We start from the raw sequence: 17,907 nt of genomic DNA, 5'->3' as shown, positions 1-17,907 counted from the left end.
AACCTGAAGGGGCTGAGGGGGCAGGGAAGCGGATCCGACCCCGAGATCCGACCAAGTCCGCGGCAAAGGGAGCATATCTCCGCCGCACGGTTTCACAACTGTCATGGCCTCATGTCCTTATGAGGGCATGGCCTTTTTCGAACGACGCGCGGCAGTGCCAACCGCGTCTATGGCCGATCGTTCCTGAACGACAGCTGAAACGGCCAAGGCTATTTAAGACCTTGGGCTATTTCTGGGGCGCCGGCGTCGGGCTTGCCGCGGGCGATGGGCTGGCGGTCGGCTGCGGCTGCGCATTGTTGGCAGCGGGAGCGGCCGGCTGTGCCGCTGCGGCCGCCGCCTGCTGCGGCTGGGCCGCCGGGTTGATCCAGCAGGCGTGCACGCGGCTGTCCAGGGTCTCGGCGACCTTGGGATCGATCTGGCCGCCGAACCGGGTCAGGCAGCGGAAGGCGGCCTGGATGTGACCGCCGGGGCAGCCGAAACGGTCGTAGAGGTCGAGATGGCGGAACGCGGTATCGAGGTCATCCCGCCACATCAGGCGCACCACGCGGCGGCCGAGCCAGACGCATTCGGGATTGCCGGCCGGGCCGTTGATGACCTGGGCCGCTTCGGCGAATTCGTCGGTGCGGCGCTGGTTCTGGGCCGCATCCTTGGCGGCGTCGGCGGGCTGGGCGGCAGCCTTGCCCTGGTCCGGTGCGGGCGTGCCGCTCTGGGCGGAAGCGCCACCGAGACCGGCGAGAACGAGAAGGCAGGAGACGGCCAAGGTGGCGGCGAACTGCCGCAGGACCGCATTTCGTGACTCGAACACCCGTTGCCGCATGAATTCCCCAATGTATCCGCTGGCCGTCCGCGTCAGGATCCCGCGGACGCGCCGGTGATGGCGTCCAAATGGGTCTCCAATGCGGCGGAAAAGTCTTTCCGAGTCCATGACCTGTATTTGGAATTTTGTCCAGCAAAGTCACGATGCTAGGCCCCGGTCGAAGGGCCGCAGCCCAATTCCTTTGGGGCAGGCGCGGATCCTTGAGTGTGGATCGGCATTTGGACCCCCGCTTGGACACCCGCTTTGGGCACCCCCTTGGCAGACGGCGTGCAAGCAGGTAATCGACGGACCCTTCGCGGAGGACGGAACCGATTTCTCTTCGTACGCCACTGGCGCTTCTGCTCGTTTCACTGGGTGCGATTGCTGCCGTGTGGTGGTGGTTGGCGACGCCGATCACGCTTGCACGCGCCCCGATCGATCCCGCCGAGAAGGTCCAATGCGTCTCCTACGCGCCGTTCCGCGGCGAGCAGACGCCGCTGAACGCGTGGACCCATATCGACGCCGAGCAGATCGAGCAGGATCTGCGCCAGCTCAAGGAAATCACCGACTGCGTCCGCACCTATTCGATGGAGAACGGGCTCGACCAGGTGCCGGCGATCGCCGCCAAGGTCGGCGGGCTGAAAGTGCTGCAAGGCATCTGGCTCTCCAGCAACCGCAGCAAGAATTTTGAGCAGGCCGCCCTCGCCATTCGCCTCACCAAGGAATTCCCAGCCATCATCACCGCGGTCATCGTCGGCAACGAGGTGCTGCTGCGCGGTGAGATGACGACGGCGGACCTCGTCTCGATCATCCGCCTGGTGAAGACGCAGGTCAGCGTGCCCGTCACCTATGCCGACGTCTGGGAATTCTGGCTGAAGAACCGCGAGGTCTATGACGCCGTCGACTTCGTCACCATTCACATCCTGCCTTATTGGGAGGATATGCCGGTGAAGGCGAAATTCGCCGCCGCCCATGTCGAGGCGATCCGCGAGCGCATGGCGGTGGCGTTTCCGGGCAAGGAAATCCTGATCGGCGAGACCGGCTGGCCGAGCGAAGGGCGCATGCGCGACGGCGCGCTGCCCTCACGCACCAACCAGGCGCGGGTGGTCTCGGAAATCCTCAGCTTGGCGAAGGCGCAGAAGTTTCGCGTCAACCTGATCGAGTCCTACGACCAGCCGTGGAAGCGCAAGCTGGAAGGCACCGTCGGCGGCTATTGGGGCCTGTACGATTCGGTGCGCCGGAGCCTGAAATATCCGCCGGGCGAGCCGATCAGCAATTTCCCGTACTGGAAATGGTACATGGGCGCGGGCATGGGCCTGTCCGTGCTGGTGTTCGCGGTCGCGCTCATCACGCTGCGCCGGCGGCCGTGGACGCCGCGCTTCTCGGCCTGGCTCGGCGTCGCCATCTCGGCGACGACGGCGGGCAGCCTGCTCGGGATCGGCGCCGACAAGCTTTATTATGAGAGCTACGGCATCGGTGGCTGGCTGCTCTGGGGCGCGCTGCTCGCGGCCGGCATCCTGTCGCCGATCTTCTGTGCGCAGGCGATGGTGATCGGCCGCAGCCTTCCGACCTTCCTCGACCTGCTCGGTCCGCGCGAGGGGCGGAAATGGTCGAAGCTCACCGCCGTGCTCGGCCTGACGCTGGCGGTGACCGCGGTGATCGCGGCGGCGACCGCGCTCGGCTTCGTGTTCGACCCGCGCTACAAGGATTTCCCCTACGCCGCGCTGACGATGGCGGTGGTGCCGTTCGCGCTTTTGATGCTGAACCGGCCGCAGATCGGCCAGCGTCCGATCGCGGAATCGGTGTTCGCGGGCGTGCTGGCGCTGTCGGCCGTCTTCGTGCTCTTCAACGAGGGCCGCGACAATTGGCAGTCGCTGTGGACCTGCACGATCTATCTGTTGTTCGCGCTTACGCTGTGGCGGGCGCGGGCCGAGCAAATCCAAGAATGAACAGGCCGATCGCCAGGCCCGACAGCACGACATTGTAGAGCACGATGCCGAGGCCGGCGGCGATGATGCCGACGGTGAGCAGCACGATCGACGGCCGCATCAGGTTCAGCGTCGCAACCACCAGCGCGACGATGCCGAACACCGAATTCTTGAACAGCACCGTCGAGACCGACCGCGCCTTGCAGATCATCGTCTGCAGCCCGGCGTCGCAGGCGAGAGCGACCTGCGACAGCTCGATCGCGAGGTAGCGCAGATAGAGCGCATAGCCGACGGACGCGAAGCCGACGACGATCAGGAACTGCACCTGGTAGGGCGAGAGGCGGAAGGGCTTTTTTGTCATGGCGGCAATATGGTCGTGATGGCGCGGGCAGGCAACAGGGCAGGCGATGTTTCTGTTGATCCGGCTCGCCCAATGCGTGCGCGAGGGCCGTCAAAGCCGGCCTTGCATCACCCGTTTCTGGTCCGCGAGCCGTCGCTCGTATTTCTCAGCCAATGCGAGCAGGCGTTTCCTGATGTAGGGATCCGCCTGCTCGGCCAGCTCGCGGATCAACGCGAGTTGCTCCTCCAGAAACTTCCCGTCCGTCATCTCCGCTCCGAATCAAATCCGTCGCGGATACTGCCGTCTTACGCGGACCTCTTCCGTATCATTTGGTATGTGCGCTATTTCAATCCGAGCCGGCGCTCGACCCAGCCGAGAACGAACAGCACGAGCAACGTGACGGCGATCGCTGCGGCGACCAGCAGCCAGGCTCCGAGCGCGCAGGCAATTCCAAGGCCCGCCGCAATCCAGACAGTCGCCGCGGTCGTGAGGCCGTGCACGGTCTTCGCCTTGGCGTCGTGCAGGATGACGCCGGCGCCGATCAAGCCGACGCCGGTCAGCACACCGGCAACGACGCCCTGAATGACCCGGGAGATCGCGTCCGGGTGGTCGCGCAGATTCTGGAACTCGATCACGGAGATCGAGACCAGCGCGGAGCCGAGAGCGACCAGCGCCAGGGTGCGCATTCCGACCGGCTTGTCGTTCATGTCGCGGTCGATGCCGATCAGCAGCCCTGTTCCCGCCGCGACGAGAAGCCTCAGCACATCATCCAGCTCGTTCATCGATGCTCGCGCGTTTCGGGAGACGGACGCTTGGCGTGCGCCCGGCAGATCGGGACTAAACGCCCGCTTGGTGAGAAAGAGCCGCTGAGATCCGAGCGTCCGATGGTCGCATGCTCGCGCAACTCCGAGCGATCATCGACGATCAGGCGGAGAGCCGCCGTTCGACAAGGCGATGGCGCCGACCAGTCCGGTCGGCGCCATCCGTCAGAGCTGAACGCGACCGCGCACCGTCACTTCTTGCTGGTGTTCGAGCCCGTGGTGTTCTGCATCTTCTGTCCCGGCGCGCTTTCCGAGTGGCCCGGTCCTGCGGTGGTATTGGTCTGGTGACCAGGGGCGTATTCGGACGCGCCGGGTCCCGTCGAAGGCTTCTTGGTGTTGTGCATTTGCTGACCCGGCGCGTTGCTCGACGCGCCCGGCGATTTCGTCGTTTGCGCGAGCGCCGGAGCTGCCGCCAGAAGCGCGGCCGTTGCGATGATCAATGTCTTCACGTGTTTCTCCCTTGGTATGGAGACGGGCGCGAACGATTTCACATGTCGGCCGCTCCGGTTCACGACCGGGACAACTTGGCAATCGGCAGGTGGTTTCTCTTCTCGGACCGAAATTTAGGTTCATCGGCGCGTGGAAAAGCACGCCGGCGTTCACCGCGCGTTCAGGTGCAATGTTTATCGCCTGAAGAACGACGACAGCGTCGATCCCGCGGACGCAGACGCAGTCTCCGGCTTCACCGGAGCCGGCTGTGCCGCAGGCGGGGGCGCGGGCTTCTCGCGCTTCGACGAGCGCTTGGAGGAGTAGCTGCGGCGGCGTTGCGGCTTCTCGGGCTTTGCGCTCGGCGCGGGCGCGGTTTCGGCTTGCGGGACCGCGTCCTGGCTCTTCTCGGAGTTCTTCTCTTGAACTCTGTCCTGGGACTTCTCTTGTCCCTTCTCCGAACCGCCGCGCATCGACAGGCGCTGGCCGTCGAAGACGGTGGTCTCGCAGTGACGATCGTTCTCGGCGAGGCTCGCGCAGAATTTTGCGGCGGCGGCGGCGTTGACCAGCGGGCCGGCACCCAGGCGGAGCTGCATGCCGAGGCCGGTGTTGCCTTCCTTGATCATGATGATCGGTCGCAGCGCTGCAATCTCCGGATTGGATTTGCTCAGGCCGCGCCAGAGCGCGCGCAGGCCGTCGATCGAATTTGCGCCGCCGAGGTCGATCGCAAAACGCGTCTGCTGGACCGCGATGGCGGGGGATTCGTTCTCGGCTGCCTCAGGCGCCTTCGCGGCTGTCGCGACGACCTCGGTCGGGGCGGGCGCCGGCTCGACCTTCTTTTCAGCGGCCTTCTCGTTTGACTCGGGCTGAATCAATTTCGACGCCGCCGGATCGGGCGGCGCCATGATCGACTTGGACGGCACCAGCGGTATGGTCGGCAGCGCCGAAGTCGTTGCCAGCGGCTGCTGCACGAGCGAGGCGGCGGCGGCAGTCTGCGGTGGCAGACTCGACGGCTCCTTTGAAACTTCCTTGAGCGTATCCTTGACCGTTTCCTTCGGGGTATCCTTGGGCGTGTCTTTGGGCGTGTCCTTGGCGGCCTCGGTCCGCGGCTTGTCGCCGGCGGAGGCGGGGGTCGAGGCGACGGGCGCGACGCTGGGGGCCGTGGGCGCGGCATCCTGCGGCTTGCCGGCCTGCGGCGGGGTGGTGGGCTGCTTGGCGATGGCGCCGGTGACGGAATCGAGCCCTTGCTCGACCACAGTGACGCGCGAATAGAGCCGATCGCGATCTGTGTTCAGTGTCTCGATGGCGGCCGCGAGCCGGCGGGCCTCGTTCTGGCTCTCCTTGGCCAGCGCCTGGAGCCGCTCCGCCTGGCGCGCGAGATCGGCGGACGCGACCTGGTCGCGCCGCCATCCGAGCTGGGCCTGATTGGCCATCACCGCGATGACGACGGCGCCTACCGCCGCAACACCCCAAGAGCCCAGCCGCCACATCATGCGGCGGTCGAACGCGCTTTCCTCGGCTACAAGTCCGGAGAACAGCCCGCCGGTCTCCTTGGTGCCGAAGGCATCCGCCAGTGGGTCGGAATCCTTTGCCATGAACGTTAAGTGCCCAGCCCTGTCCGGCTTCCCCGAATCAATCAGGGAACATTAACAGGAAATGCGTGTCGCACTTGAATTCCGGGCGTTTGCGGGGGTAGCAAGGCAAGAGCTTTTGAGGGTGGCTGCCCGCCCGTCGCGCCAATTTGATTCGGCCTTATCTGACAGGATTTCGATGACCGCCCGTTCCAGCCTCACGATCGTGCTCGCCGCCGGCGAAGGCACGCGCATGCGATCGAGCCTGCCGAAAGTGCTGCATCCGGTAGCCCACCAGACCTTGCTCGCCCACGTGCTCGCCGCGGCGCCCAAGGGAACCGGCACCTCGCTCGCGGTCGTGATTGGTCCCGACCACCAGGCCGTCGCGGACGAGGCAAAGCGCATCAGGCCCGACGCGCTCACCTTCGTGCAAGCCGAGCGGCTCGGCACCGCGCATGCTGTGCTGGCGGCGCGCGAGGCGATCGCGCGCGGCGTCGATGATCTCCTCATTGCCTTCGGCGATACGCCGCTGATCTCGGCCGAGACCTTTGCGCGGCTGCGCGCGCCGCTCGCCAGGGGCGCTGCGATTGCCGCACTCGGCTTTCGCGCCGCCGATCCCACCGGCTATGGCCGTTTCATCGTCGAGGGCGAACGCCTGGTCGCGATCCGCGAGCAGGCCGATGCCAGCACAGAGGAGCGCGAGATCGATCTGTGCAATGCCGGCGTGATGGCGATCGACGGTCGCCGGGCGCTCGCGATCCTGGACAAAATCAGCAATGCGAATTCCAAGGGCGAATATTATCTGACCGACGCCGTCGGCATCGTCCGCGAACAGGGATGGGAGTCTGTGGTGATCGAGACCAGCGAGGACGAGGTGCGCGGCATCAACACCAAGGCACAGCTTGCGGAAGCAGAAGGCGTGATGCAGGCGCGCTTGCGCAAAGCGGCGATGGAAGCCGGCGTCACGCTGATCGCGCCGGAGACGGTGTATCTCGCCGCCGACACAGTGTTCGGCAAGGACGTGACGATCGAGCCTTTCGTGGTGATCGGCCCCGGCGTGTCGATCGCCGACGGCACCGTGATCCATTCCTTCTCGCATATCGTGCAGACGACGCTGGGCAAGAACGTTTCGATCGGCCCCTATGCGCGCTTGAGGCCCGGCACCTCGCTCGGCGACGGCGCGCGCATCGGCAATTTCGTGGAGACCAAGGCAGCGACGCTGGAGGCCGGCGTCAAGGTCAATCATCTCTCCTATATCGGTGACGCCACCGTCGGCGCCAATTCCAACATCGGCGCCGGCACCATCACCTGTAACTACGACGGCTTCAAGAAGCACAAGACGATCATCGGGCAGGGCGCCTTCGTCGGCACCAATTCCTCGCTGGTTGCCCCGGTGAAAATCGGCAATGGCGCCTATATCGGCTCCGGCTCGGTCATCACCCGCGACGTGCCCGACGACGCCATGGCGCTGGAGCGCAACCAGCAGACCATCCGGGAAGGCGGCGCGGCGCGCTATCGCGAGCTGAAGACGGGCGGGAAGAAACCGGAGAAATAGGCACTATTCTGTTGTGTCGCAGCGCACTCCGCCCTGATCCTGAGGGCCCGCTGGAAGCGGGCGTCTCGATGGACGGCCGCGGGCGAGATGCGGGCCTTCATGGTTCGAGACGCGCTTCTCACCATGAGGGGCTTCTTACGTGGCCTTACTCGTCGTCGGCGAATTCGGAGAAGATCGCGCGGGTCAGGCGCCAGCCGCGCGGCTTGGCGCGTTTGGCCGGCTCGCCTTGAGCGTGCTTCAGGAAGACCGGCTTGCTTTCCTTGCCGCGCTGGGGCGGTGGCCAATGCGCCAGGTGCGTGCCCGTGGTTTCGCTGGCGCGCAAGTACATCGATGACAGACCTTTGCGGTCGGACGAGCCTTTCATGGCTTTGCTCTCCTGCACCGGAATCGTTGGTCAAACATATTGACAACAAGTTAACGTGCGCGGTCTAAGGCCGGCCAATTCGACGCAGGCGAAGCTCAGGTTGCGGTCCATGCTGTCTCAATCCGCAATAAATATTGAGTATATGGTTCCCTGGGATTTTCGCTAAAAACCGAGCGCGTCGTTTAGGCGATTTTTCGACGATTTGGGGGATAGTGATCCGCATGTGCGGGATTGTCGGCATTCTCGGGCGCGAGCCGGTTGCAGAGCAGCTGGTGGATTCGCTCAAACGTCTTGAATATCGCGGCTATGACTCGGCGGGCGTCGCCACGCTCGAAGGCAAGCACCTTGAGCGCCGGCGCGCCGAGGGCAAGCTGAAGAACCTGGAGAAGCGGCTGGAAGCCGAGCCGCTCCTGGGCACCACCGGCATCGGCCACACCCGCTGGGCCACCCACGGCAAGCCCACCGTCAACAACGCCCATCCGCACGCGACCGATCGCGTCGCCGTGGTCCACAACGGCATCATCGAGAATTTCCGCGAGCTGCGCGAGGAACTCGAGAAAAAGGGCACGGTGTTCCACACCGAGACCGACACCGAGATCGTGCTGCATCTGGTCGACGATTTGCTCACGCGCGGCAACAAGCCGGTCGAAGCCGTCAAACTGGCGCTGGGGCGGCTCCGCGGCGCCTTCGCGCTTGGCTTCATCTTTGCTGGCGATGGCGACCTGATGATCGGTGCCCGCAACGGGCCGCCGCTGGCGATCGGCTACGGCGACGGCGAGATGTATCTCGGCTCGGATGCCATCGCGCTCGGCCCGTTCACCGACACGATCAGCTATCTCGAGGACGGCGACTGGGCGGTGCTGACCCGCAAGAGCGCGTCGATTTTCGACAAGGACGGCAATGCCGTCCAGCGCGACAAGATCAAGCATGCCGCCTCGACCTCGCTGGTCGACAAGGCGAACTATCGCCACTTCATGGCGAAGGAGATCCACGAGCAGCCGGAAGTGGTCGGCCATACGCTGGCGCGATACGTCGACATGGCGACCGAACGTGTCGCGCTGCCGGTCAAGCTGCCGTTCAACTTCAAGAACATCCAGCGCATCAACATTACGGCGTGCGGCACCGCGAGCTATGCCGGCTACGTCGCAAAATACTGGTTCGAGCGCTTTGCGCGCGTGCCGGTCGAGGTCGATGTCGCCTCCGAATTCCGCTACCGCGAGGCGCCCTTGCGCAAGGGCGATCTCGCCATCTTCATCTCTCAGTCGGGCGAGACCGCCGACACGCTTGCGGCACTGCGCTATGCCAAGGCCGAGGGCGTGCATACGGTCGCCGTCGTCAACGTCCCGACCTCGACGATCGCGCGCGAGAGCGAGACCGTGCTGCAGACGCTCGCGGGCCCCGAGATCGGCGTCGCCTCGACCAAGGCCTTTACCTGCCAGCTCATGGTGCTGGCAAACCTTGCGATCGCGGCCGGCAAGGCCAGAGGCGAATTGTCCGATGAGGACGAGACCAAGCTGGTCCATGGCCTCGTCGAGGTCCCGCGCCTGATGGCGGATGCGCTCACCACCGAGCTGCAGATCGAAAAGCTCGCGCACCGGATCGCCAAGTCCCGCGATGTGCTCTATCTCGGCCGCGGCACCAGCTTCCCGCTCGCGCTCGAAGGCGCGCTGAAGCTGAAGGAGATCTCCTACATCCACGCCGAAGGCTATGCCGCCGGCGAGCTCAAGCACGGGCCGATCGCGCTGATCGACGAGACCATGCCTGTCGTCGTCATCGCGCCGCACGACCGGGTGTTCGAAAAGACGGTGTCAAACATGCAGGAGGTCGCCGCCCGCGGCGGCAACATCATCCTGATGACGGACGCGAAGGGTGCGGAAGAGGCGACCGTCGAGTCCCTCGTCACCATCGTCATGCCCGACATGGCGGCGGCCTTCACCCCGATGGTCTATGCCGTCCCCGTCCAGCTGCTCGCCTATCACACGGCCGTCGTCATGGGGACCGACGTCGACCAGCCTCGCAATCTCGCGAAATCGGTGACCGTGGAATAGGCGGAAGGGATATCAGTCGGTCGCGGTCTTCCAAAACCTGCTAGAAGACCCTAGCTTGTGAGCTGTGACCGACCTGGAACCCGAATGACCCCCCGCGACGACGCGCCTGCGCCTCTTGATCCGCTCCCGGAACCGCATACCGGCCTGATGGGCCGCTTCCGCAACTATTTTCTGACTGGCCTCGTGGTGACGGGGCCGATTGCCATCACCCTTTATCTGGTCTGGTGGTTCGTCACCTGGGTCGACGGCGTGGTGCGGCCGTTCGTTCCGCTGGCCTATCGGCCGGAAACCTATCTGCCGTATGTCGTTCCCGGCTGGGGACTGGTTGTCGCATTTTTCACGCTGACGCTGGTCGGTTTCCTCGCAGCCAATCTGATCGGCCGGACACTGGTCGATGTCGGCGAAACGTTCCTCGGCCGGATCCCGGCGGTGCGCGCCATCTATCGCGGCCTGAAGCAAGTGTTCGAGACGCTGTTCTCGGGCAAGGGCTCGAGCTTCCGCAAGGTCGGACTGGTCGAGTTTCCCTCGCCGGGCATGTGGTCGATCGTGCTGATCTCGCAATCGCCGAACGAGGACATCGCGCGCAACCTGCCGGGGCAGGAGGAGCACGTCTCGGTGTTCCTGCCGTGCTCGCCGAACCCGACCACCGGCTTCTTCTTCTATGTCCCGAAGAGCAAGATCATCGAGGTCGACCTCACCGCCGAGGACGCGGCGACGCTGATCATGTCGGCAGGCGTGGTGCAGCCGGGCTCGGCACCCGATCCGAAAAAGGCCGCGGCACTCGCGGGCATGGCGAATGCCGCGCGCATCGCCAACGCGTCCGCGCTTCAGCCCGAGCCTGCGAAGGTGGAGTAGGGCCATTCCGCTGCGGGATGGCCGTCGGTCACGCGCGCGTTCGCATCCTCTGATAGTCTCCGGTTCGCCTGAGCGCCTCGCTCGGAGTTCGATCTGGAGTACATGATGTCCAAGACCATTGCGATTCTCGCACCCGGCGCCATGGGCGGCGCCGTCGCCCGCCGCCTCGTCGAGCATGGCGCGCGCGTGCTGACGTCTTTGGACGGGCGGAGCGAGGCGACGCGGAAACGCGCGGCGGAAGCCGGCATGGTCGGTGCCGATGACAATCAAATTGCGGGCGCCGACATCATCCTCTCGATCGTGCCGCCGGGCGAAGCCGTCGCGCTGGCTGAACGGCTGGCCGCGCTGATCGTCAGGCGCGACAAGAAGCCAATCGTGGTCGATTGCAACGCCGTCAACGTCGATACCGTGCAGAGAATTGAAGAGATCATCGGCTCGGCGCAGGCGCCGTTCGTCGATGGCGGCATCATCGGTTTTCCGCCGCAGCCGGGCGGCAAGAGCCCGGCCTTTTATGTGTGCGGCGAGCACGCGAAGGACGTCGCGGTGCTGAAGGATTTTGGCCTCGATGTGCGAATCGTCGAGGGCCCGGTCGGCGCGGCGTCGGCTCTAAAGATGTCCTACGCCGGCATCGTCAAGGGCCTCGCCGGCATCGGCTCGGCCATGGTGGTCGCGGCGACGAAAGCGGGCGCTGCGGACGCGTTGCGGAACGAACTGGCGCTGAGCCAGCCGGCGATCCTGGCGCGGCTCGACTTCGCCCTGCCCGACATGATCCCCAAGGCCTAACGCTGGGTCGCCGAGATGCGTGAGATTTCCGGTTTCCTCGGCCCGGATCATCCGGCCAGCCAGATCTATGAAGGCTTTGCCAGATGGTTCGAGCATCTTGCAAAGGATGCGAGCGGCGAGGCGGCGGATGCGGCGCTGATGAAGGCGTTTGCCACGGGGATCGCGCGGAAGAAGGCCTAGTGGCCCCGCACCATCGCTCCGGCAGTTTGGTCGAAGTGCGCGGGTCTGTGTGTCCATGCGTCATTGCTTCGCTGCGCTCGCAATGACGAGGAGGAGACGTCGCGCCTGAACCTCAGCCCGCCCCGATCAGCGGGATCGCCTCGTCGCGCTCATACAGATACAAGAGGCAGCGCAGAGCTTCGCCGCGCTCGCCCTTCAGCTTTGGATCGTCCTTGAGGATGCGCAGCGCCTCGTCTCTGGCCTGGGTGATGAGCTGGCCGTGGACCTCCGAGCGCGCGATGCGGTAGCCGGGCAGGCCGCTCTGGCGCACGCCCAGCACGTCGCCTTCGCCGCGCAGCTTGAGGTCTTCCTCGGCGATGCGAAAACCGTCGGTGGTCTCGCGGATCACCTTCAGCCGTGCCTTCGACATCTCGCCGAGCGGCTCCGAATAAAGCAGCAGGCAGGTCGAAGCCTCCGAGCCGCGTCCGATGCGGCCGCGCAGCTGGTGCAGCTGGGCAAGGCCAAAACGCTCGGCATTCTCGATCACCATGATGGTCGCCGCCGGCACGTCGACGCCGACCTCGACTACGGTGGTCGCGACCAGCAAGCCGATCTCGTGGGCGGCGAACTGGCCCATCACGCGGTCCTTCTCGGTGCCCTTCATCTGGCCGTGGACGAGGCCGACGCGGTCGCCAAAACGCTTCTGCAGGCTCTCGAAACGTTTCGTCGCGTTGGTGAGGTGTTCGGTGCCTTCTGCCTCGGATTCCTCGACCAGCGGGCAAATCCAGTAAACCAGCTTGCCGGCCTGCAGCGCGCGGCCGATGCTGTCAGTGACTTCGGCGAGGCGGCTGATCGATATGGTGCGGGTTTCGATCGGCTGGCGGCCGGCCGGCTTTTCGCGCAGCTCGGAAATGTCCATGTCGCCGAAATAGGTCAGCACGAGCGTGCGCGGGATCGGCGTCGCGCTCAGCACCAGCACGTCGACCGCCTCGCCCTTGGACGTCAGCGCGAGGCGTTCGCGCACGCCGAAGCGGTGCTGCTCGTCGACGATGGCGAGGGCGAGATCGTGGAAGATCACGTCGTCCTGGATCAGGGCATGGGTGCCGACGACGAGGTCGATCTCGCCGGCTTCGAGTTGCGCCAGCAGCTCGCGCCGCTCCTTGCCCTTTTCGCGGCCGGTGAGGATCGCGACCCGCATTCCCGCGCGCTCGGCGAGCGGCGCGATGGTCTTGATGTGCTGCCGCGCCAAAATTTCGGTTGGGGCCATCAGCGCCGCCTGCTTTCCCACTTCGGCGACGGCTGCGGCCGCGAGCAGCGCGACCACGGTCTTGCCGGAGCCGACGTCGCCCTGCAACAGACGCAGCATGCGCACCGGCCGTTGCAGGTCCTCGGCGATCGCCGCCGCTGCGCTGCGCTGAGAGGGCGTCAGCGCATAGGGCAGGGCGTCGATGATCTTGTTGCGCAAATGCCCGTCGCCGGCGTTGCGGACGCCGGCCGGGCGGCGGAGTTGCGCGCGGATCAGGGCGAGCGCGAGCTGGCCGGCCAGCAGCTCGTCAAAGGCGAGGCGCGACCAAAACGGCTGGTCGGGCAGGATGTCCGTCAGCTCGACCGGTTGATGCACGCGGTTGAGCGCTTCGGCGATCGGCGGGAAACTGCAGCGGCGCATCACCTCCGGGCTGATCCATTCCGGCAACGAAGGCAGCTTCTGCAGCGCCTGGGCGATCGCGCGGCGGAGCGAGCCGAGCGCCAGGCCTTCCGTCAGCGGATAGACCGGATCGATCCCTGAGAGTTTCGAGATCGCTTCCTCGTCCAGCACGCGGTCGGGATGCACGATCTGCGGGATGCCCTCGTACATCTGCAGCGTGCCGGAGACGTAGCGCTTCTCCCCCATTGGCAGCAGTTTTTCGACATAGCCCGGCTTGGCGCGAAAGAAGGTCAGCACGACGTCGCCGGTGTCGTCGCTGGCATAGACGAGATAGGGCGCGCGGGCATTGCGGGGCGGAGGCGGGCGGTGGCGGTCGACGGTGACCTCCAGCGTCACCATGGTTCCGACCGCCGCGTCGCGGATTTTTGGCCGCGCCCGGCGGTCGATCACCTGGCTCGGAAGGTGCAGGAGCAGATCGACCAGCCGCGGCGTCTCATTGCGGCTGAGCAAATACTGCAGCAGCTTGTCCTGCTTCGGACCGACGCCGGGCAGGCTGGTCACGGGGGCAAACAGCGGATTGAGCAGGCTGGGGCGCATGGATGCGAATCTAGGATCGTTTCGGCCCGTCATGCCCGGCTTTATGCCGGGCATCCACGGCTTTTTTCGCGGCCGCAACCCGGGCGGCAGGCTTGCCAAATCGAGGGCTGACACGGCCACCTCGAATGGCTATATCAGCCCCGCCCGGCACGTCCGGGCTTTCTGCGTTTGACTGGATTTGAGACATGACGGGAACGACACGATCGAGCAGCGGGCTGGACGACCGCCGCAAGCGGCTTTTGTTCCGCTGCTGGCACCGCGGCACGCGCGAGATGGACCTGATCCTCGGCCGCTTCGCGGATGCCGAGATCGGCAATCTGTCCGACGCCGAGCTCGATCAGCTCGAGACGCTGCTCGAGGTCAACGATCCCGATCTCTATGCCGCCATCACCGGTGACAAGGTGCTGCCGGCCGATGTCACCGGCGCGCTGTTTGCCCGCATCAAGGCCTATCCGATCGCGGACCGCGACGCATGAAGCAGGGAATGAAATCTCCGGCCGAGCTGCTTGCGCCCGGCCGTGTGCTGACGCTCGCCAATGTCGCGGAAGGCGCCGAAGGCCTTGTCGTCTCCGATCTCGCCCGCGCCATCGCGGCGCGGCCGAAGAAGCCGGCCGTCAGCCTTGCCGTGGTCTGCCGCGACGGTCCGCGCATGCAGCAGCTCGAACGCGCGCTGCAGTTCTTCGCTCCCGATCTGCCGGTGCTGACTTTCCCGGCCTGGGACTGCCAGCCCTATGACCGCGTCTCGCCGCATGGCGGCATCTTGGCACAACGCCTGACCACGCTGGCACGGCTGGCCTCGCTCACCGGCAGTGACAAGCCGCTGATCGTGCTGACCACGGTGAACGCGGTGGTGCAGCGCGTGCCCGCGCGCGAGCTCGTTGCGGCGCAGGCGCTGTCGGTTGCGCCCGGCAACGTGGTGCCGATGGACACTATCGTCGCCTGGCTCGAGCACAACGGCTACAACCGTTCCTCGACCGTGCGCGAGCCCGGCGAATACGCCGTGCGCGGCGGCATCCTCGATCTGTTTCCGGCCGGCCTCGATCAGCCCGTCCGCTTCGATTTCTTCGGCGACAGCCTGGAATCGATCCGCTCCTTCGATGCCGAGACCCAGCGCACGCTGCTCGACATGCGCTCGCTCGACCTGGTGCCGATCTCGGAATTCCAGCTCGTCACCGACACCATCCGCCGATTCCGCATGGGCTATGTCGCCGAGTTCGGCGCGCCCGAGCGCGACGATGCGCTGTATGAGGCTGTCAGCGAGGGCCGCCGCCATCCCGGCATGGAGCACTGGCTGCCGCTGTTCCAGGATCGGATGGACACGCTGTTCGACTATCTGCAAGGCGCGCCCATCGCGATCGAGCCGCAGGCCGAGGACGCCGTCCGCGAGCGCTTCAAGCAGATCCAGGACTATTACGAGGCCCGCCGCGACGCCATGGAGCATCCCGGCGGCGGCGCCATTTACAAGCCGCTGCCGCCAGACCGGCTTTATCTGACCGGCGAGGAATGGACCAAGCGCGAGAGCGACATGCCGCTGCTGCGGCTGACGCAGTTCTCGGTTCCGGCTGACGGGACCAGTGTCGTCGACGCCGGGGCGCGCAAGGGCCGCGATTTCGCGCCGGAGCGCAACGACACCACAGTCAATGTGTTCGAGTCCGTGGTCAGTCACGTCATGGCGCTGCACGCCCAGCGCAAGAAGGTCGTGATCGCGCTCTGGAGCGAAGGCTCGCGCGACCGCATGAATTCGATGCTGCGCGACCACAAGCTCGCCCATACCACCAGCGTCAACTCCTGGCGCACGGTGCAGGCGACCCCGCGCAACGAGACCATGCTCGCCGTGCTCGGCCTCGAAAGCGGCTTCGAGACCGACGAGATCGCGCTCATCAGCGAGCAGGACATCCTTGGCGATCGCCTGGTGCGGCCGCGCAAGGCCAGCCGCAAGCTCGACAATTTCATCTCGGAGGTGACGAGCCTTGCCGCGGGCGACATCGTCGTCCACGTCGATCACGGCATCGGCCGTTTCATCGGCCTCCAGACCCTCGATGTCGCGGGTGCGCCGCATGACTGTCTCGAGCTGCATTATGCCGCCGAAACAAAACTGTTCCTGCCGGTCGAGAACATCGAGCTATTGTCACGCTACGGCTCGGACCAGACCACGGTCGAGCTCGATCGCCTCGGTGGCGGTGGCTGGCAGACCCGCAAGGCCAAGCTCAAGAACCGCATCCGCGAGATCGCGGGCGAATTGATCAAGATCGCCGCCGCGCGCCATCTGCACGAAGCGCCCAAGCTGCCGGTGCAGCAGGGCCTCTATGACGAGTTTTGCGCGCGCTTCCCCTATGACGAGACCGAGGACCAGCTAGGCGCGATCGAATCCACGCTGAAGGATCTCGAACTCGGCCGTCCCATGGACCGGCTGATCTGCGGCGACGTCGGCTTCGGCAAGACCGAGGTCGCGCTCCGCGCGGCCTTTGCCGTGGCCCTCGAAGGCAAGCAGGTCGCCGTCGTGGTCCCGACCACGCTGCTGGCGCGCCAGCACGCAAAGACCTTCACGGAGCGCTTCAAGGGATTTCCGGTCAACGTTGCGCAGGCCTCGCGCCTGGTCGCGACCAAGGAGCTCAATCTGGTCAAGAAGGGCATCGCCGACGGTTCGGTCGACATCGTGGTCGGCACCCACGCGTTGCTCGGCAAGGCGATCAAGTTCCGCGACCTCGGCCTCGTCATCGTCGACGAGGAGCAGCATTTTGGCGTGACTCACAAGGAGCGACTGAAGGCGCTGCGCTCCGAGGTGCACGTGCTGACGCTGTCGGCAACGCCGATTCCGCGCACGCTGCAACTGGCGCTGACCGGCGTTCGCGAGCTCTCGATCATTGCCTCGCCCCCGGTCGATCGCCTCGCGGTGCGCACCTTCGTCGCTCCGCATGATCCGCTGATGATTCGCGAGGCGTTGCTGCGCGAGCGCTATCGCGGCGGCCAGGCGTTCTACGTGGTGCCGCGCATCGACGACCTCGCCGAGGTCAAGGATTTCCTCGACAAGAACGTGCCGGAGATGAAGGTCGCGGTCGCGCACGGCCAGATGCCGCCCGCGGTGATTGAAGACATCATGACCGCGTTCTACGACGGCAAGTTCGACATCCTGCTGTCCACCACGATCGTCGAGTCCGGCCTCGACATTCCCAACGCCAACACGCTGATCGTGCACCGTGCCGACATGTTCGGTCTGGCCCAGCTCTATCAACTGCGCGGCCGCGTCGGCCGTTCCAAGCTGCGCGCCTATGCGCTGTTCATACTGCCGGCGCAGCAGAAGATCACGGCGCAGGCCGAGCGCCGGCTCACGGTGCTGCAATCGCTGGAGACGCTGGGGGCCGGCTTCCAGCTTGCCTCGCACGACCTCGACATTCGCGGCGCCGGCAATCTGCTCGGCGAGGAGCAGTCGGGCCACATCAAGGAGGTCGGCTTCGAGCTCTATCAGTCGATGCTGGAGGAGGCGATCGTCAACCTCAAGGCCGGCGTCTCCGAGCCCGCCGCCGACCGCTGGTCGCCGTCGATCACCATCGGCATGCCCGTGCTCATCCCGGAGGATTACGTCGGCGATCTCTCGGTACGGCTGTCACTGTACCGGCGTTTGGCCGATCTCGACACCGAGGAGGAGATCGAGAATTTCGGCGCCGAGATGCGCGACCGCTTCGGCGTGCTGCCGGACGAGGTGCGCTACCTCTTCAAGGTCGCCGCGATCAAGGCGTTCTGCCGAAGGGCCAATGTCGGCAAGATCGACGCCGGCCCGAAGGGCGCCGTCATCGCCTTCCGCGACAATTCCTTCGCCTATCCCGACCGCCTGGTGTCGTTCATCCGCAGCTACGGCCAGGCCGCCAAGGTGCGGCCCGACATGAAGGTGGTGTTCCTGCAGGACTGGGAGACGCCGGAAGAGCGTCTCGTGGGGACGACGGAGATCATGCGGCAGCTGGCGCAGCTCGCGGAGAGCAAGAAGGCGGCGTGAGGATCGGGCGAGAGGTGCCGTAGGGTGG

Annotated in this window: 14 protein-coding genes and 1 pseudogene; 7 read left to right on the top strand and 8 right to left on the bottom strand. The window is 65.6% G+C overall.

Features of this window, described 5'->3' with window-relative positions; translation table 11 throughout:
• Positions 1 to 226: 226 nt before the first annotated feature.
• Positions 227 to 817 (bottom strand): hypothetical protein, encoded by a 591-nt coding sequence (locus GGD65_RS02450; RefSeq protein ID WP_018317955.1) that lies wholly within the window; start codon positions 815 to 817, stop codon positions 227 to 229.
• A gap of 368 nt (positions 818 to 1,185) precedes the next feature.
• On the opposite strand from GGD65_RS02450, the gene GGD65_RS02445 reads away from it, so the two are divergent.
• Positions 1,186 to 2,745: a beta-(1-6) glucans synthase gene (locus GGD65_RS02445; RefSeq protein WP_183230751.1), complete on the top strand. Its 1,560-nt coding sequence runs from the start codon at positions 1,186 to 1,188 to the stop codon at positions 2,743 to 2,745.
• On the opposite strand, the gene GGD65_RS02440 is transcribed toward GGD65_RS02445, so the two are convergent.
• The 5 genes from GGD65_RS02440 to GGD65_RS02420 form a co-directional block, all read right to left on the bottom strand.
• Positions 2,705 to 3,085, bottom strand: a complete 381-nt coding sequence (locus tag GGD65_RS02440; protein ID WP_018317956.1) for a hypothetical protein — start codon at positions 3,083 to 3,085, stop codon at positions 2,705 to 2,707. The two genes, GGD65_RS02445 and GGD65_RS02440, sit on opposite strands and share 41 nt — an antisense overlap.
• Positions 3,086 to 3,175: 90 nt before the next feature.
• Positions 3,176 to 3,331, bottom strand: coding sequence for a hypothetical protein (locus GGD65_RS02435; protein WP_183234329.1), 156 nt, complete (start codon positions 3,329 to 3,331; stop codon positions 3,176 to 3,178).
• Positions 3,332 to 3,405: 74 nt separating this feature from the next.
• Entirely contained in the window at positions 3,406 to 3,846 is a 441-nt protein-coding gene (locus tag GGD65_RS02430; protein ID WP_183234328.1) for an MgtC/SapB family protein, read from the bottom strand.
• 230 nt (positions 3,847 to 4,076) lie between these two features.
• Complete coding sequence (locus GGD65_RS02425) at positions 4,077 to 4,334, bottom strand: hypothetical protein (RefSeq protein ID WP_018317959.1); 258 nt, start codon at positions 4,332 to 4,334, stop codon at positions 4,077 to 4,079.
• Between the two features lie 174 nt (positions 4,335 to 4,508).
• On the bottom strand, positions 4,509 to 5,906 hold the full coding sequence (locus GGD65_RS02420) for a hypothetical protein (RefSeq protein WP_183234327.1): 1,398 nt from the start codon (positions 5,904 to 5,906) through the stop codon (positions 4,509 to 4,511).
• 175 nt (positions 5,907 to 6,081) lie between these two features.
• Between GGD65_RS02420 and glmU the strand changes: the two genes are divergently transcribed.
• Positions 6,082 to 7,437 carry a bifunctional UDP-N-acetylglucosamine diphosphorylase/glucosamine-1-phosphate N-acetyltransferase GlmU gene (gene glmU, locus GGD65_RS02415; RefSeq protein WP_183234326.1) on the top strand — a complete coding sequence of 452 codons (1,356 nt, stop codon included), beginning with the start codon at positions 6,082 to 6,084 and terminating at the stop codon, positions 7,435 to 7,437.
• A 145-nt stretch (positions 7,438 to 7,582) separates the two neighbouring features.
• Here glmU and GGD65_RS02410 read toward each other — a convergent pair whose 3' ends face one another.
• Complete coding sequence (locus tag GGD65_RS02410) at positions 7,583 to 7,801, bottom strand: hypothetical protein (protein WP_018317962.1); 219 nt, start codon at positions 7,799 to 7,801, stop codon at positions 7,583 to 7,585.
• 221 nt (positions 7,802 to 8,022) lie between these two features.
• Between GGD65_RS02410 and glmS the strand changes: the two genes are divergently transcribed.
• The 3 genes and pseudogenes from glmS (at position 8,023) to GGD65_RS02395 (ending at position 11,667) form a co-directional block, all read left to right on the top strand.
• Positions 8,023 to 9,849 (top strand): glutamine--fructose-6-phosphate transaminase (isomerizing), encoded by a 1,827-nt coding sequence (glmS, locus tag GGD65_RS02405; RefSeq protein WP_183234325.1) that lies wholly within the window; start codon positions 8,023 to 8,025, stop codon positions 9,847 to 9,849.
• Positions 9,850 to 9,933: 84 nt separating this feature from the next.
• On the top strand, positions 9,934 to 10,704 hold the full coding sequence (locus tag GGD65_RS02400; protein ID WP_018317964.1) for a DUF502 domain-containing protein: 771 nt from the start codon (positions 9,934 to 9,936) through the stop codon (positions 10,702 to 10,704).
• Positions 10,705 to 10,809: 105 nt separating this feature from the next.
• Positions 10,810 to 11,667 (top strand): annotated as a pseudogene (locus GGD65_RS02395) (DUF1932 domain-containing protein).
• Positions 11,668 to 11,779: 112 nt separating this feature from the next.
• Here the strand turns inward: GGD65_RS02395 and recG are convergent.
• Positions 11,780 to 13,888 carry an ATP-dependent DNA helicase RecG gene (recG, locus tag GGD65_RS02390; RefSeq protein WP_183234324.1) on the bottom strand — a complete coding sequence of 703 codons (2,109 nt, stop codon included), beginning with the start codon at positions 13,886 to 13,888 and terminating at the stop codon, positions 11,780 to 11,782.
• A 185-nt stretch (positions 13,889 to 14,073) separates the two neighbouring features.
• On the opposite strand from recG, the gene GGD65_RS02385 reads away from it, so the two are divergent.
• Both GGD65_RS02385 and mfd read left to right on the top strand, forming a co-directional pair.
• Positions 14,074 to 14,364, top strand: a complete 291-nt coding sequence (locus GGD65_RS02385; protein ID WP_179736662.1) for a succinate dehydrogenase assembly factor 2 — start codon at positions 14,074 to 14,076, stop codon at positions 14,362 to 14,364.
• Positions 14,361 to 17,879 carry a transcription-repair coupling factor gene (gene mfd / locus GGD65_RS02380; RefSeq protein ID WP_183234323.1) on the top strand — a complete coding sequence of 1,173 codons (3,519 nt, stop codon included), beginning with the start codon at positions 14,361 to 14,363 and terminating at the stop codon, positions 17,877 to 17,879. Before GGD65_RS02385 ends, mfd begins: the two co-directional genes overlap by 4 nt.
• Positions 17,880 to 17,907: the final 28 nt, after the last annotated feature.

Origin of the sequence: Bradyrhizobium sp. CIR18 (assembly GCF_014198295.1) — a bacterium.
In the GTDB taxonomy this organism is placed as follows: Bacteria; Pseudomonadota; Alphaproteobacteria; order Rhizobiales; family Xanthobacteraceae; genus Bradyrhizobium.
Note: the sequence above shows the minus strand (reverse complement) of the source record. Positions and strands in the feature narration are given on the sequence as shown.